General features: G+C 73.4%; 8 protein-coding genes and 1 pseudogene. 3 read left to right on the plus strand and 6 right to left on the minus strand.

Annotated features, from left to right (window positions below; all coding sequences use genetic code 11):
* Positions 1 to 33: 33 nt before the first annotated feature.
* Positions 34 to 810, minus strand: coding sequence for an HAD family hydrolase (locus AWQ70_RS06000; protein ID WP_067171543.1), 777 nt, complete (start codon positions 808 to 810; stop codon positions 34 to 36).
* Positions 811 to 1,123: 313 nt separating this feature from the next.
* Between AWQ70_RS06000 and AWQ70_RS06005 the strand changes: the two genes are divergently transcribed.
* Positions 1,124 to 3,409, plus strand: coding sequence for a heavy metal translocating P-type ATPase (locus AWQ70_RS06005; protein WP_067171545.1), 2,286 nt, complete (start codon positions 1,124 to 1,126; stop codon positions 3,407 to 3,409).
* A gap of 164 nt (positions 3,410 to 3,573) precedes the next feature.
* Here the strand turns inward: AWQ70_RS06005 and AWQ70_RS06010 are convergent, their stop codons facing one another.
* Together AWQ70_RS06010 and AWQ70_RS41920 are read right to left on the minus strand one after the other, a co-directional pair.
* Positions 3,574 to 3,936, minus strand: coding sequence for a DUF5335 family protein (locus AWQ70_RS06010; RefSeq protein ID WP_067171547.1), 363 nt, complete (start codon positions 3,934 to 3,936; stop codon positions 3,574 to 3,576).
* A gap of 97 nt (positions 3,937 to 4,033) precedes the next feature.
* The gene (locus tag AWQ70_RS41920; RefSeq protein WP_169808621.1) at positions 4,034 to 6,949 is read right to left on the minus strand and encodes an AfsR/SARP family transcriptional regulator; all 2,916 of its coding nucleotides are present in this window, start codon (positions 6,947 to 6,949) and stop codon (positions 4,034 to 4,036) included.
* 322 nt (positions 6,950 to 7,271) lie between these two features.
* Here AWQ70_RS41920 and AWQ70_RS06020 point away from each other — a divergent pair, with 322 nt between their 5' ends.
* A complete protein-coding gene (locus AWQ70_RS06020) occupies positions 7,272 to 8,381 on the plus strand; it encodes an MBL fold metallo-hydrolase (protein ID WP_067171549.1) in 1,110 nt (369 codons plus the stop codon).
* Positions 8,382 to 8,454: 73 nt separating this feature from the next.
* On the opposite strand, the gene AWQ70_RS06025 is transcribed toward AWQ70_RS06020, so the two are convergent.
* Together AWQ70_RS06025 and AWQ70_RS37375 are read right to left on the minus strand one after the other, a co-directional pair.
* Entirely contained in the window at positions 8,455 to 10,791 is a 2,337-nt protein-coding gene (locus AWQ70_RS06025) for a Tex family protein (RefSeq protein WP_067171551.1), read from the minus strand.
* A gap of 124 nt (positions 10,792 to 10,915) precedes the next feature.
* Positions 10,916 to 13,183 (minus strand): glycosyl hydrolase family 18 protein, encoded by a 2,268-nt coding sequence (locus AWQ70_RS37375; protein ID WP_084516568.1) that lies wholly within the window; start codon positions 13,181 to 13,183, stop codon positions 10,916 to 10,918.
* 331 nt (positions 13,184 to 13,514) lie between these two features.
* Between AWQ70_RS37375 and AWQ70_RS06035 the strand changes: the two genes are divergently transcribed.
* Positions 13,515 to 14,090, plus strand: coding sequence for a DsbA family protein (locus tag AWQ70_RS06035; RefSeq protein ID WP_218004433.1), 576 nt, complete (start codon positions 13,515 to 13,517; stop codon positions 14,088 to 14,090).
* A 12-nt stretch (positions 14,091 to 14,102) separates the two neighbouring features.
* On the opposite strand, the pseudogene AWQ70_RS06040 reads toward AWQ70_RS06035, so the two are convergent.
* Positions 14,103 to 14,423 (minus strand): annotated as a pseudogene (locus AWQ70_RS06040) (hypothetical protein); the annotation flags it as partial.

Consider the following 14,423-nt stretch of genomic DNA (forward strand, 5'->3'; position numbering starts at 1 on the left):
CGGAGCAAAGGGGCCACGAGGCGGGGGCGAGGGTCAGCGCGCGGTGACCGGCACCCGGCCCGTCACCGACACCTCGTCCAGAGCGGAGACGACGACGTCCGCCGGCCCGCTCTCGGGTGTGGTCCATGCCGCCCGATCGGCCGGGACGTCTCGCGCGGCGGCCCGCCCGCCGTCCCGGTCCACGTCGATCACGAGGCCGAAGCCACCGCGCCGGGCCGCCTCCAGGCCGGGCAGAGTGCTCTCCAGCACCACCGTCCGCTCCGGCGGCACGCCCAGGCGGCGGGCCGCCTCCAGAAGCAGCGCCGGGTCGGGGCGTCCGGGGAGGCCGAGCCGCGCCGCGTCGTCGCCGTCCACCACCTCGTCGAACAGGTGGCCGACCGCCGCGGCGGTGAGGATCCGGCGGCAGTTCCTGCTCGCGGAGACGGCGGCGATCCGCGCGCCGCGCCGCCGCAGCTCGCGCAGCAGCGCCACGCCGCCGGGGTAGGCGGCGACGCCGTGCCGCCGGAGGTGGGCGGTGAACAGCGCGTCCTTCTCGGCGGCCAGGGAGCGGACGCTCGGGGTGCCGGGAGGCGCCTCCTCGGGAAGGCTCAGGCCCCGGGAGGCCAGGAACGTGCGGATGCCGTCGAGCCGGGGCCGCCCGTCCACGTGGCGGAGGTAGTCGTCGCGGATGTCGAACGGCTCGGAGCGGCCGTGCAGGAACCTGTCGAACACGTGCTTCCACGCCGCCGCGTGCGCGCGGGCGGTGTCGGTGACGACGCCGTCGGTGTCGAGGATCGCCGCGCTGATCGAGGTCAGGTCGATGGCCGCCATGGCGCCGCCCCTTCCGTGTCGAACGTTGGAGTGAACACGGGTCTCTCCATTCCGGATCGGATGGGCACCCACCGGACCGTTCCATCATGGGGGACGGCTCCACGGCGACCGTGAACCACCCCACCATCTCCCGCCCCCTACGGGGCACGGCCGAAAGTCCGTGATCGGCGGGCCGAATGTCCCACCCCCGACGCCGTACGGCGCGGCCCGGCGCAAGGAGGGCGGCGGCGCCGAGTGCCGGGCGCTACGACCGGCTCGGACATAAGGGTCAAAACGGGAGAAAGAGGTCTTCGTCTCGGGGAAGGAGACGGACGTGAGACGGTTCGGCCTCATCGCACTGCTCGTCGTCACGATCGGCGCGCTGCTCGCGGGCGGAGCGCTGTACCTGCTCGGCGCCGCCGCCGCGGCCGACGTGGCGTGGACGGTGGGGACGCTCGCCGCCCTGGTCCCGGCCGCCTGCTGGGTGGTCTCGGCGTTGTGGCGCGGAAGGCTGGGCGTCGACGCCATCGCCGTGCTCGCCCTGGCCGGGTCGCTCGTGGTGGGGGAGTACCTGGCCGGCGCGCTGATCGGCGTGATGCTCTCGACCGGCCAGGTCCTCGACGACTACGCCCTGCGCCGCGCCCGCCGCGATCTGACGGCCCTGTACGAGCGCGCGCCGCGCCGCGCCCGCCGCTACCGGGACGGCACGCCGCACGTCATCCCCGTGGACGAGGTGCGGCGCGGCGACCTGCTGCTCGTCCCGAGCGGCGAGACGGTCCCGGTGGACGGCCTGGTGCGGCGCGGCGTCGCGCTGCTCGACGAGTCGGCGCTGACCGGGGAGTCCCTGCCGGTGGAGCACAGCGAGGGCGAGAGCGTGCCCAGCGGCGTGGTGAACGCGGGCGGGGCCTTCGACATGTGCGCGACCGTGACCGCGTCCGAGAGCACGTACACGGGCGTCGTGCGGCTGGCCCGCGAGACCGAGGCGGACAGCGCACCGATCGTCCGGCTCGCCGACCGGTTCGCGGCCTGGTTCGTGCCCGCCACGCTCCTGGTCGCCGGGCTGGCCTGGCTGTTCTCCCGCGACCCGGTCCGGGCCGTCGCGGTGCTCGTCGTGGCCACCCCCTGTCCGCTGCTGCTCGCCGCGCCGGCCGCCATCGCCTCCGGCCTGTCCCGTACGGCGCGGCACGGCGTGGTGGTGAAGGGCGGCGGTGCGCTGGAGACCCTCGGGCGGGCGCGGACGCTGGTGCTGGACAAGACGGGGACGCTCACGGTGGGCCGCCCCCAGGTCGTGGACGTCGTGCCCGCGCCCGGCCGGACCCGCGACGACGTCCTGCGCCTGGCGGCGGCGGTGGACCAGGTGTCGTCGCACGTGCTGGCCACGGCGATCGTACGCACGGCGCGCGAGCGGGGGCTGGACCTCCCCGAGGCGGCCGACGTGCGGGAGGAGCCGGGCACCGGGACGGCCGCGCTCGTCGAGGGCGCCAAGATCCGGGTCGGCAAGGCCCGTACGGCGTCGCGATCGGAGTGGGAGAACACGCAGCGGGCCAGGGCGGCGCTCGACGGCGCGATGACCGTGTGGGTGACCGTGGACCACGCGATCGCCGGCGTGATCCTGCTGCGCGACCAGGTTCGCGGGGACGCCGGGCGCACGCTGCGGCGGCTGCGTACGGCCGGGATCGACCGCGTGGTGATGCTCACGGGGGACCGCGCCGAGGTCGCGGAGAGCGTCGCGACGGTGCTGGGCGTGGACCAGGTGTTCGCCGAGCGCACCCCGGCGGCCAAGGTGGAGGGAGTGCGGGAGGAGGTGCGGCGGGCCACGACCGCGATGGTCGGCGACGGCGTCAACGACGCCCCGGCGCTCGCCGCCGCCGACGTCGGGGTGGCCATGGGGGCGCGCGGCTCCGGCGCCTCGGCGCAGGCCGCGGACGTGGTGCTCACCGCCGACCGGCTCGACCGGCTGGCCGACGCGATGGAGGTCGCCCGGCGGTCGCGGCGGATCGCGGTGCAGAGCGCGGGCGTGGGCATCGGGCTCTCCCTGGCCGCCATGATCGTGGCGGCGCTGGGCTTCCTGCCCCCGGCGGGCGGCGCCCTGCTGCAGGAGGCCATCGACGTCGCCGTGATCCTCAACGCGCTGCGGGCGCTCACCCCCGGCCTCGGGGCGCGGCGGCGGGTGAGCGGCCGTACGGACGCTCTGCTGCGCCGGTTCGAGAGCGAGCACGCCGACCTGCGCCCTCCGCTGGAGACGATCAGGGACGTCGCGGACGGGCTGACCTCCCCGCCCGCCCCGGGCACCCTCGCCGGGCTCCGGAGGGCGTACGAGTTCCTCGTCCAGGACCTGCTCCCGCACGAGCACGAGGAGGAGGAGCGGCTCTACCCGGCGATGGGCGAGCTGCTCGGCGACCCGGAGGCGACCGTCACGATGAGCAGGGCGCACGCCGAGATCGACCGGCTGGTCACGCGGCTCGGCCGGCACATCGAGCTGGCCGAGCCGGACGGCCCGCACCCGGGGCAGCTCGACGACCTGCGCGCCTGCCTGTACGGGCTGTACGCGGTGCTGACTCTGCACTTCGCGCAGGAGGAGGAGGCGTACTTCTCACTCGCGACGAGCCCCCACGACTGACCCGGCCACGCGTGTGTCCACGGGTGACCCGGCCACGAGGGGCGCGCACGATGGTCGCGGGCGGCCGGGGCGCCGCGCGAGCGCCTTCCGCCGTCCCGCGGTTCACGGCACGGACGATCGCGCGACCCGGTCACGATCCCGGAGGGCGGCCGGACGGCCCGGTCTCAGTCGATGGAGGGCCGGGTGTGCAGGGTCACGAGCGTCTCGTTCCCCTCCCCGTCCTCGATGTCCAGCGCCCACGGCGTACCCGGGAGCGACGAGGTCGTCTGGATCCGCCGCGGATGGTTGACCGCGTGCCGCAGCACCACCGGGTACCTGCTGTCACGCCCGCCCAGACCGACCGAGAAGCAGTCGTCCTTCTCGTCGTACTCCAGGTAGGCGAGCGGGAGTTTCGTGGCCTCCGTCTGGTCGCCGAACGTCCGGTTCAGCACCTCGACGGTGACGCCGCTGCCCTCGTAGTCCTTGGTCAGCATCTCGAAGAAGTTGTGCCACTCCGCTCGGGGGAGCTCGGCCTGCTGCTGCGTCATCTCCTGGCTCCTTCGGCTCGCCTCACTTCATGCTGATCACGCCGCGGAGCCGTCACATCACCCGATCGGGTAGGACTCGGGAGGAAAGGGGCGGCGATCAGAGCGTGGGCGCCGTCGTCCCCGGACTGGAGGAGAGCAGCCGCCGTGCGGTCGCGGTGACGTCGTCCCGGGTCAGCGACGCCCCCATCGCGACCGCCTCCGCGTACGTCTCCTCGGAAAGCCCGGAGCGTACGGCGGCGACGTTGCGCCGGCCGTCCAGCGGGTCCATGGCCTCGGGTGAGTAGCCCACCCGGCCGCCGATGGCCTCCACCGCGCCGAGCAGCACCGCGCCCTCCATCGCCCGCCCGGCCATGCCGAGCGCGCCCGCCAGCACGTGCACGCCCGCGAGCCAGCTCGTGACGTCCTGCCTCTGGTCGAGCTGGACGATGGTGTGCGCGGCCTGCCGGATCGCCCGCGCGGGGTCGCCGAGGTCCATCGAGATCTTGGCGCCGATCCACCACGACGAGGCGGACGCCCAGTCGTGCCCGCACAGGTCGGCGATGTCGGCGGCCTGCACGACCTGGGCCGCGGCGCGGCGGAAGTCGCCGGCCGCCCTGGTGATCTGGCCGCGGATCATCATCATCTCGGCCTCGATCCACGGCAGGCCGACGGCCGGGACCAGGCGGGCCGCCTCGTCGAGCAGTTCCTGGGCCCGCCCCGGGCTCCCGGTGAGCTGCTGGAAATAGGCCCGGTACGGCAGGGCCCGGGCGAGCACCTCGATCTCGCCCGACCGCTGGGCGTGCTCCGACGCCTCGATGACGTCGTCGTTGCCGCCGAGCGCGTCACCCACGAGGTAGCGCAGCATCGCCCGCCCCACCAGCGCCTGCCCGCGCCCCGGGTGGTCCTCGGCCACGGCGTCGAGAGTCCTGGTCAGCCACCCGATGCCCTCGTGCGCGTGTCCGGTGCGGTACCAGTACCACGACAGGCCGGTCGCGAGCCGCAGCGCGAGGTCGGCGGCGCCGGTCGCCATGGCGTGGCCGAGCGCCGCGCGCATGTTGGCCTGCTCCAGCTCCAGGCGGCGCATCCAGACCGCGGCGTCGAACGAGCGCAGCCGCCGGCTCGCGGTGTCGGCCAGCTCCGTGGCCCAGGCGAGGTGCCGGTCGGCCCACCGCCGCCGCTCCTCGCCGCTCAGCAGCCGCTCCGCGTACTGCCGGATCGTCTCCAGCATCCGGTAGCGCCGGGGGCTGCCTCCGTCCTCCGTCGTGATCAGCGACTTGGAGACCAGGCCGCTCAGGCTGGGAAGCGTCCGGGGACGGTCGCCCAGCCACTGGGCCGCCTCCAGGTCGAAACCCCCCTCGAACAGGGCGAGGCGGCCGAGGAACCCCCGCTCCTCCTCGTTGAGGAGGCGGACGCTCGACTCGATCACCGCCTCCAGGTCGCGGTGCCGGGCCGGCGCCGTACGGGAGCCGTTCGAGAGCAGCTCGAAACGGTCGTCGAGGCCCTCGGCGATCTGCTCCAGCGACAGCAGCCGGGTCTGGGCGGCGGCCAGCTCGATCGCCAGCGGCAGCCCGTCGAGGTCGCGGCAGATCCGCGCCACGAGCTCCCGTTCGGTACGGCGGGGCCGCCAGCCGGGGCGCAGGGCGAGGGCACGCTCGACGAACAGCTCGGTCGCCGCGCCCTCCGCGGCCAGCGGCGGTATCTCCCACGTGACCTCGCCCGTGATGGCGAGGGCCTCCCTGCTCGTGGCCAGAAGCCGCAGGCGGGGGCAGCGCGACAGCAGCGCCTCCGCCAGGACGGCGACCTCGCCCACCAGGTGCTCGCAGTTGTCGAGGACGAGCAGCATCTCGCGGTCGCCGATGGCGGCGGCCAGCTCGGCGGCGTCCCGGGCGAAGGACGCCCCCATGGCGGCGCCGACGAGGTCGGGCAGGAGGGCGGGGTCGGTGAGGTCGGCGAGGAGGGCGACCCACGGCCCCTCGCCCGCGCCGTGCTCCCTGGCCGCCTCGAAGGCGGCGCGCGTCTTGCCGGAACCGCCGGGCCCGGTGATCGTCACCAGGCGGTGGGCCCTGAGCAGGTCGCCGATCGCCGCCACGTCGGCGGCGCGGCCGATGAGCCTGGTCAGCGGGACCGGGATCGAGGAAGCGGCCGGCGCGGCGGCGGCGAGGGGGATCGCGGAGGCGGCGGTGACAGGCGGCGAAGGGGGAGCGGCGGCGGGCTCCTCGGCCGCCGTCCCGCCGTCCGGCCGGGACACGACCGGGTCCAGCTCGGGGGCCTGGTTCAGGATCGCGGACTCCATCGCGCGCAGCGCGGGCCCCGGATCGACGCCCAGCTCCTCGAGCAGGCGTTCACGCGCCGCGCGCAGGGCCGCCAGCGCGTCCCCCTGCCGCCCGCTCCGGTAGAGGGCGAGCGCGAGAAGCTCCCAGGCGCGCTCGGACAGGGGATGCTCGCGGACCAGCGCCTCGAGGGCGCTGATCGCCGCGCCGTCCACGCCGACGGCGAGCCGGGCCGCCGCGTGGTCCTGACGGGCGTCGAGCAGCGCGCTCTCCAGACGCGCGATCTCGGCCGCCGCGAACTCGCTGTTGCGCAGGTCGGCGTACGCGGGGCCGCGCCACAGGGCGAGGGCGGCCGACAGGTGCTCCGCGGCCGTCGCCGGGTCGTCGGCGATCAGGCGGGCGCCGCGCTCGGCGAGCGCGGTGAATCGCTCCGCGTCCACCGACTCGGGCCGCACCCGCAGCACGTATCCGGGCCCCTGCCGGTCCACCAGGCCGTGCGCCGACCGGGGCGGCCGGTCCGGCTCGATCGTGCGGCGCAGTTTCGTCACATAGGTGTGGAGGGTGCCGACGGCCGAGCCCGGGGAGCGCCCGTCCCAGATGGCCTCGACGATCCGGTCCACCGTGACGACCCTGCCCTGCGCGATCAGCAGGGTGGCGAGCAGCGCCTTGACCCTGGTTCCCCCGAGGTCGAGCTCCGTGCCCTCACGGGTCACCGTCAACGGGCCGAGAACGGAGAAGTACAGCTCAGCCCCTGTCGCGTCCACTGATGACCGCCCCTCTGGCCGCACCCCGCGATCCGCAGGGACGTTTGGCATTTATACCGTGAACCGTGATTGCGGCGGAGAATGTTACTGAATGAATGGAACGTGCCATAGGTCACAATTCCGGCCTTCCGCTCCGTCCTCCGCCTTCCGCTTCGCCCTCCGCCTTCCGCTTCGCCCTCCGCCTTCCGTTCCGTCCTCCGCCTTCCGCGTCCCGTCTCTTCCGTCGCCCGCCGCCGCTGTCTCCGCGCGCGCTTCCCCGGACGGCTTGACTAGTCTGATCACGGGCCGGGCGGTCCACTCGGGGCGACGGGAGAGGCGTGGGATGGCGGGAAACCGGGTGTTGCGTGCGGGAGTGGTCCTGGCCGGGGCGGCGGCCCTCGCCGCGGCGGGATGGGCGCTGCGCGAGGTCCCGGCGCAGCTCGGGGCCCGGCCCACCGGCGCGCGGGCCGCCAGGATGCGCCGGTCACCGCAGTTCAAGGGCGCCGCCTTCGGCAACTCCTCGCCCGGCGCGGTCGCCGCACCCGGGCAGGGCGGGCGGCTCCTCCGCGACATGCTGACGAGCGGGAGACGCCGCAAACCGGCCGGACCGATCCCGGTGCTCGTCCCGTCCGCCTCCGCCGGCTCCGACCTGGACCTCGTCTGGTACGGCCACGCCACGACCCTCGTGGAGATCGAGGGCCGCCGCGTGCTCTTCGACCCCGTGTGGAGCGACCGGTGCTCGCCGACGCCCCTGATCGGCCCGCGACGGCTGCACCCGCCGCCCGTCCCCGCCGAGGCACTGCCGCCGCTGGACGCCATCGTGATCTCCCACGACCATTACGACCACCTGGACATGGCGACGATCCGTACGCTGACCAGGACCCAGGTGGCGCCCTTCCTCGTGCCGCTGGGCGTGGGGGCGCACCTCGACCGGTGGGGCGTCCCCTCGGACCGCGTGATCGAGCTCGACTGGGACGAGACCTTCACGATCGCCGGGCTGCGCGTCACCGTCACCGAGGCGCGGCACTTCTCCGGCCGCTCCCTCTCCCGCAACCCGACCCTCTGGGGCTCCTGGGTGCTGGCGGGAGAGCGCCGGAGGGTCTTCTACACCGGTGACAGCGGCTACTTCGACGGCTACGCCCGGCTCGGCGAGCGGTACGGGCCGTTCGACGTGACGCTCATGCAGATCGGCGCGTACAGCCCGAGCTGGCCCGACATCCACATGACACCGGAGGAGGCGGTCGAGGCCCACGTCGCCCTCCGCGGCGACCTGCTCGTGCCGGTCCACTGGGCCACCTTCGTCCTCGCCTTCCACGCGTGGGCCGAGCCGGTCGACCGGCTGTGGAGCGAGGCGAAGGCCCGCGACCTGCGGATCGCCGTGCCGCGGCCGGGGGAGCGGATCAGCGTGGACGGGCCGCCCGCCGTGGACGGCTGGTGGCAGGCGGTCGGCTGACCCGTCCAGCGCCGTCAGGCGGGACCCGGCGCCGCCTCGCCGGGCCCCCTTTCGCCTGATCTCCCGGCGGAGGTCAGCGGTCGGCGAGACCTGCGCGGCGCAGCGCCTCGGCCATCGCGCCCCCGGGCGCACTGTCGGAGCCCCGGCCCGAGGAGCCCCGACCCGACCGGCCGCGGTCCTGTCGGGACCGGCCGCCCTGCTCCCGCTGCCCCCCGTCGCGCCGGCCGCCGCCGCCCTGACGCTGGTCGCCGCGCGCGGGCGTCTCGTCGTCGAGGCGGAGGGTGAGGCCGATGCGCTTGCGCGGGATGTCGACGTCGAGCACCTTCACCCGGACGATGTCGCCGGGCTTCACCACGTCGCGCGGGTCCTTCACGAAGCTGTTGGACATGGCCGACACGTGGACCAGGCCGTCCTGGTGGACGCCGACGTCGACGAACGCGCCGAAGGCGGCGACGTTGGTGACCACGCCTTCGAGCACCATGCCCGGCGTGAGGTCGGAGATCTTCTCGACGCCCTCCTTGAAGGCGGCCGTCTTGAAGGCGGGGCGCGGGTCGCGGCCCGGCTTCTCCAGCTCCTTGAGGATGTCGGTCACCGTCGGCAGGCCGAAGGTGTCGTCCACGAACCGGGCCGGATCGATGGCCCGCAACGCCGCCGTGTTGCCGATGAGACCCGTGATGTCGCCCCCGGTCGTGTCGAGGATGCGCCGGACGACGGGGTACGCCTCGGGGTGCACGCTGGAGGCGTCCAGCGGGTCGTCGCCGCCGGGGATGCGCAGGAAGCCCGCGCACTGCTCGAACGCCTTCGGGCCGAGGCGCGGCACCTCCTTCAGCGCCCGCCGCGACCGGAACGGGCCGTTGGCGTCGCGGTGGGCCACGATGTTCTCCGCGAGCCCGGAGCCGATGCCCGAGACGCGGGTCAGCAGCGGGGCCGAGGCGGTGTTGACGTCGACGCCGACCCCGTTGACGCAGTCCTCCACCACGGCGTCGAGCGAGCGCGACAGCTTGACCTCGGACAGGTCGTGCTGGTACTGCCCGACGCCGATAGACTTCGGATCGATCTTGACGAGCTCGGCCAGCGGGTCCTGCAGGCGGCGCGCGATCGAGACCGCGCCGCGCAGCGACACGTCCAGGCCGGGCAGCTCCTGTGAGGCGTACGCGGACGCGGAGTAGACCGACGCCCCCGCCTCGGAGACCACGATCTTGGTCACCCCCGGCATCAGCTTGACCAGCTCGCCGGCGAGCTTGTCCGTCTCCCGGGAGGCGGTGCCGTTCCCGATGGCGATCAGCTCGACGCCGTGCTGCTGGACGAGCCGCCCGAGGACGGCGAGCGACTGGTCCCACTGCCGCTTCGGCTCGTGCGGATAGATCGTCTCGGTGGCGACCACCTTGCCGGTCGCGTCGACGACCGCCACCTTCACGCCAGTGCGCAGGCCCGGGTCCAGGCCCATCGTCGTCCGGGTGCCGGCCGGCGCCGCGAGCAGCAGGTCGCGCAGGTTGGCCGCGAACACGCGGACCGCCTCCTCCTCGGCGGCCTGCCACAGGCGTGTGCGCAGGTCGATGCCGAGGTGGACGAGGACGCGCGTGCGCCACGCCCAGCGGACCGTGTCGCCCAGCCAGCGGTCCGCGGGCCGTCCCTGGTCGCGCACGCCGAAGCGCTGCGCGATGCGCAGCTCGTACCCGTTGGGCTCCTCGGCCTCCGGGTCGAGCGTGAGTGTGAGGATCTCCTCCTTCTCGCCGCGGAACATCGCGAGGATGCGGTGGGAGGGGAGCTTGGTGAACGGCTCGGAGAAGTCGAAGTAGTCGGCGAACTTGGCGCCGGCCTCCTCCTTGCCCTCGCGGACGCTCGCGACCAGCCGGCCCCGCGACCACATGCGCTCGCGCAGCTCGCCGATGAGGTCGGCGTCCTCGGCGAACCGCTCGACCAGGATCGCCCTGGCGCCTTCGAGCGCCGCCGCCGCGTCGGCGACGCCCTCGCCGACGAAGGTCTCCGCGGTGGCGTGCGGGTCGAGCGCGGGGTCGGCCAGCAGCTTGTCGGCGAGCGGCTCCAGCCCCGCCTCGCGGGCGATCTGCGCCTTCGTCCGCCGCTTGGGCTTGTAGGGGAGGTAGATGTCCTCGAGGCGCGACTTGGAGTCGGCGGCCATGATCTGGGCCTCGAGGGCCTCGTCGAGCTTGCCCTGGGAGCGGATCGAGTCCAGGATCGCCGCCCGGCGCTCCTCCATCTCGCGCAGGTAGCGCAACCGCTCCTCGAGCGTGCGCAGTTGCGCGTCGTCGAGCATTCCGGTCGCTTCCTTGCGGTAGCGGGCGATGAACGGCACGGTCGCGCCGCCGTCGAGCAGGTCGACGGCCGCCGTCACCTGGGACTCCCGCACGCCGAGCTCGTCGGCGATCCGCTGCTGAATAGAGGTCGTCACGGTCGCCTATTCTGCCCGACGCCCCCGACAGTCCGCGTCGTACGGCCAGGCCGGGGCCGTACGACGCGGACGGGGGAAGGGCCTCCGGGGGCGCGGGTCAGGCGGCCACGCCCCCGGGGCCGGCTCAGCCGAGGCCGTTCTTCATGGCCGTGATCAGCTCGCCGTTGGTGGTGTCACCACTGAGCTCCCAGAAGAACGATCCGCCGAGACGCTGGTTCTTCGCCCAGCTCATCTTGCCCGCGATCGTGCTCGGGGTGTCGTAGCTCCACCAGTTGCTCCCGCACTTGGCGTACGCCGTGCCGGCGATCGTGCCGTTCGACGGGCAGCTCGTCTTGAGGACCTTGTAGTCCTCGATGCCCTGCTCGTACGTGCCCTGCGCCGGACCGGTGGCGGTGCCGCCGGGCTCGGCCTGGGTGACGCCGGTCCAGCCGCGGCCGTAGAAGCCGATGCCGAGCAGCAGCTTGTCCGGCTGGACGCCCTTGTCCACCAGCTTCTTGATCGCCGAGGCGCTGTCGAACTTCTCCTTCGGGATGCCGTTGTAGGTGGTCAGCGGCGAGTGCGGCGCGGTCGGGCCCTTGGCGTCCCAGGCGCCGAAGAAGTCGTACGTCATGACGTTGTACCAGTCGACGGACTGCGCGGCGCCCGCGTAGTCGGCCAGGTCGATCTTGCCGCCGTCCGACGCGTCGGCGGTGATGGCGGCGGTGACCAGGGCGTTCGGGCCGAACTTGGCGCGCAGCGCGGCCATGAGGTTCTTGAACGCCGCCGGACCGCTGCTGTCGCAGGTCAGGCCGCAGGCGTTCGGGTACTCCCAGTCGATGTCGATGCCGTCGAAGACGCCGGCCCAGCGCGGGTCGTTGACCAGGTTGTAGCAGGACTCCGCGAACGCCGTCGGGTTGGCCGCGGCCTGGCCGAAGCCGCCGGACCAGGTCCAGCCGCCGAACGACCAGAGGATCTTCAGGCCGGGGTGCTTGGCCTTCAGCTTGCGGAGCTGGTTGAAGTTGCCGCGCAGCGGCTGGTCCCACGTGTCGGCCACGCCGTCCACGCTGGTGGACGCGTCGTACGCCTTGTCGTAGTCCGCGTAGCTGTCGCCGATGGCGCACCGGCCGCCGGTGACGTTGCCGAACGCGTAGTTGATGTGGGTCAGCTTCGACGCGGAGCCGCTGGTCTCGACGTTCTTCACGTGATAGTTGCGGCCGTAGACGCCCCACTGGATGAAGTAGCCGAGCAGCTTGTTCCCGCCGGTGCCGCCGCCCTTCTGCGTGGTGGCCGGCACCTGGTTGCTCGCCGCGGACAGGTTCTGCGCGGCGTCGTAGGCCTTCACCGTGTACGTGTACGTGGTCTCGGGGGTGAGGCCGGTGTCGGTGAAGGTGGTGGTGGTGGAGGTGCCGGCGAGGGTGCCGCCCCGGTAGACGTTGTAGCCGGTGACGCCGACGTTGTCGGTGGAGGCGGTCCAGGACAGCGAGGCCGTCGTGGTCGTGGTGCCGGTCACCTTGAGGTTGGCCGGGGCGGTCGGGGGCGTCTTGTCGTCGCCGCCGGTGTCCTTCTTGGTGGTCGCGGTGACCTGGTTGCTGGCCGCCGAGACGTTCTGCGCCGCGTCACGCGCCTTCACCGTGTACGTGTACGCGGTGTCGGGGGTGAGGCCGGTGTCGGTGAAAGCCGTGGTGGTGGAGGTGCCGGCGAGGGTGCCGCCCCGGTAGACGTCGTAGCCGGTGACGCCGACGTTGTCGGTGGAGGCGGTCCAGGAGAGGGACGCCGTAGTGGTCGTGGTGCCGGTGGCCTGGAGGTTGGTCGGCGCGGTGGGCGCCTCCTTGTCCTCCCCGCTGCCGTTGCCGCCGGTGACCTCGATGGCCGACACCGTGGCGTAGTTCCCGCCGCCGTTCATGTTGAACTGCACGTTGAGCTGGCCGTCCGTCACCGTCGCGGTGAAGGTGCGGTCGCAGGCCGTCAGCCGCCCGCAGGAGGCGAAGATGTCGAAGCCGGTGAGCACGTTGGCGCCCTCGGCGCGCACGTCGAACTTGCGCTGGCCTGCGGCGTTCGCCCAGTCCTCGACCATCCGGAGCTTGACGGTGTACGTGCCGTTGGCGACGTCGAACTTGTAGCCCGACCAGCCGTTGAACAGGTCGTACGTCTGGTAGAGGGCGCCGTCGGAGGTTCCCGCGATCGTGCCGGAGGCGGAACCGGACCCGTACAGCGTCTCGTGTCCCCAGCTTCCGCTGGAGTACGCCTTGTCGGCCGACCAGGCGTTGCCGGAGCCGTCGGTGAGCGCGGGACCGTTGGCGTTGACCCTGATCGGGGTGTTCACGGCCGCCTGGGCGCCCGGCGGTGCGATCGCGAGGGGAAGCAGCAGCGAACCCGCCGCCGCCAGCAGTGCGGGGATGATCTTGCGTTTCATTCGTGCTCCACGTCCGGAGGGCTGGGGGATGGGGGTGCGATGGACGCGCGACGCGGCGGTACGCCGTCGTCGATGGGTGGTGAGACACGGAAAGGACGTCGTCGGGTGGTGATCGCGGCACGGACGCGCTCCCGCCTGCGGGTATCCGGCTTACTATTAGTAAGCTTTCCTTTTTATTTTCTCGTGAACCTACCTGGGGCGGGAACGCGCGTCAATACACCGGTCAGAGATGCGGAGTGAGCGAACCGGGTGACGGGGAACATCCGGCGCTCTCCGGCGTTGACCTCCGATGCACAACCGCACGAGAGAGAGGGCCCTTCCCATGGCCGACGTGACCTTCCATTTCGACCCGGTCTGCCCGTGGACCTGGCGCGCCTCGCGCTGGCTGGTGAACGTCGCGGACGCCCGTGGTCTCACCATCGAATGGCGGTCGTTCAGCCTCGCGGTGCTCAACGAGGGCAAGGAGATCCCGGAGGCGTACCGGGAGCCGATGGCGGCCTCCTCCAGGGCGTTGCGGCTGGTCGAGGCGTTGCACGCGAAGGGCAGGGACAAGGACGCCGCCGCCTTCTACACCGAACTGGGCACCCGGGTGCACAAGGACGGCGCGCCGTTGACCGGCGAGGTCGTGGCCGAGGCCGCCGAGGCCGCGGGGGTGGTGGATGCCGCGTCCGCGCTGGACGACGCGTCGTGGGACGCGGCCGTCCGCGCGGCGCACGATCGGGCGTTCTCCTCGGCCGGCCCGGACATCGGCTCGCCCGTCGTCATCCTGGAGGGCGCCGGGCGGGGCCTGCACGGCCCGATCCTGTCCGAGATCCCCGGCGTGGAGGACGGCGTGAGACTCTGGGACTCGCTCGTCCCGCTGTTCCGCAGCCCGATCTTCTTCGAGGTCAAGCGCGGGCGTCCCTGAAACGGGGCCCGATCAGTGAACCCGCACCCTGCGGTAGAACTCGACGCTCATGAAGATCAGGAGTGAGATCGCCAGCAGGGTGTAGAGCACGTACGCGGGTCTGCGGCGCGCCAGGGCCGCCCGGCCGAGGGGCCGCCGTGCCGTCCCCCGTACCCGTCCGGCGGACGCCGCTCCCGCGGGCGCGGGGGCGGTGCCGGCGGCGGGTCTCGGCAGATCTGCCGGGCCGGTCGCGGGCCGCCCGGCGGGTGCTTCCGCGGCGTCCGCCGGGCCGGGCGGCCAGGGTGTCGCCGGTCCGTCCCGGCCCGGGGCGTGCGGCGTCACCGGTACGGCGGG

The organism is Microtetraspora niveoalba, assembly GCF_001570405.1.
GTDB lineage: Bacteria > Actinomycetota > Actinomycetes > Streptosporangiales > Streptosporangiaceae > Microtetraspora > Microtetraspora niveoalba.

Excerpts from the sequence above, each read along its gene's own strand:
- AWQ70_RS06000 (WP_067171543.1), bottom strand. The coding sequence starts at position 810 with ATGGCGGCCATCGACCTGACCTCGATCAGCGCGGCGATCCTCGACACC.
- AWQ70_RS06010 (WP_067171547.1), bottom strand. The coding sequence starts at position 3,936 with ATGACGCAGCAGCAGGCCGAGCTCCCCCGAGCGGAGTGGCACAACTTC.
- AWQ70_RS06020 (WP_067171549.1), top strand. The coding sequence starts at position 7,272 with ATGGCGGGAAACCGGGTGTTGCGTGCGGGAGTGGTCCTGGCCGGGGCG.
- AWQ70_RS37375 (WP_084516568.1), bottom strand. The coding sequence starts at position 13,183 with ATGAAACGCAAGATCATCCCCGCACTGCTGGCGGCGGCGGGTTCGCTG.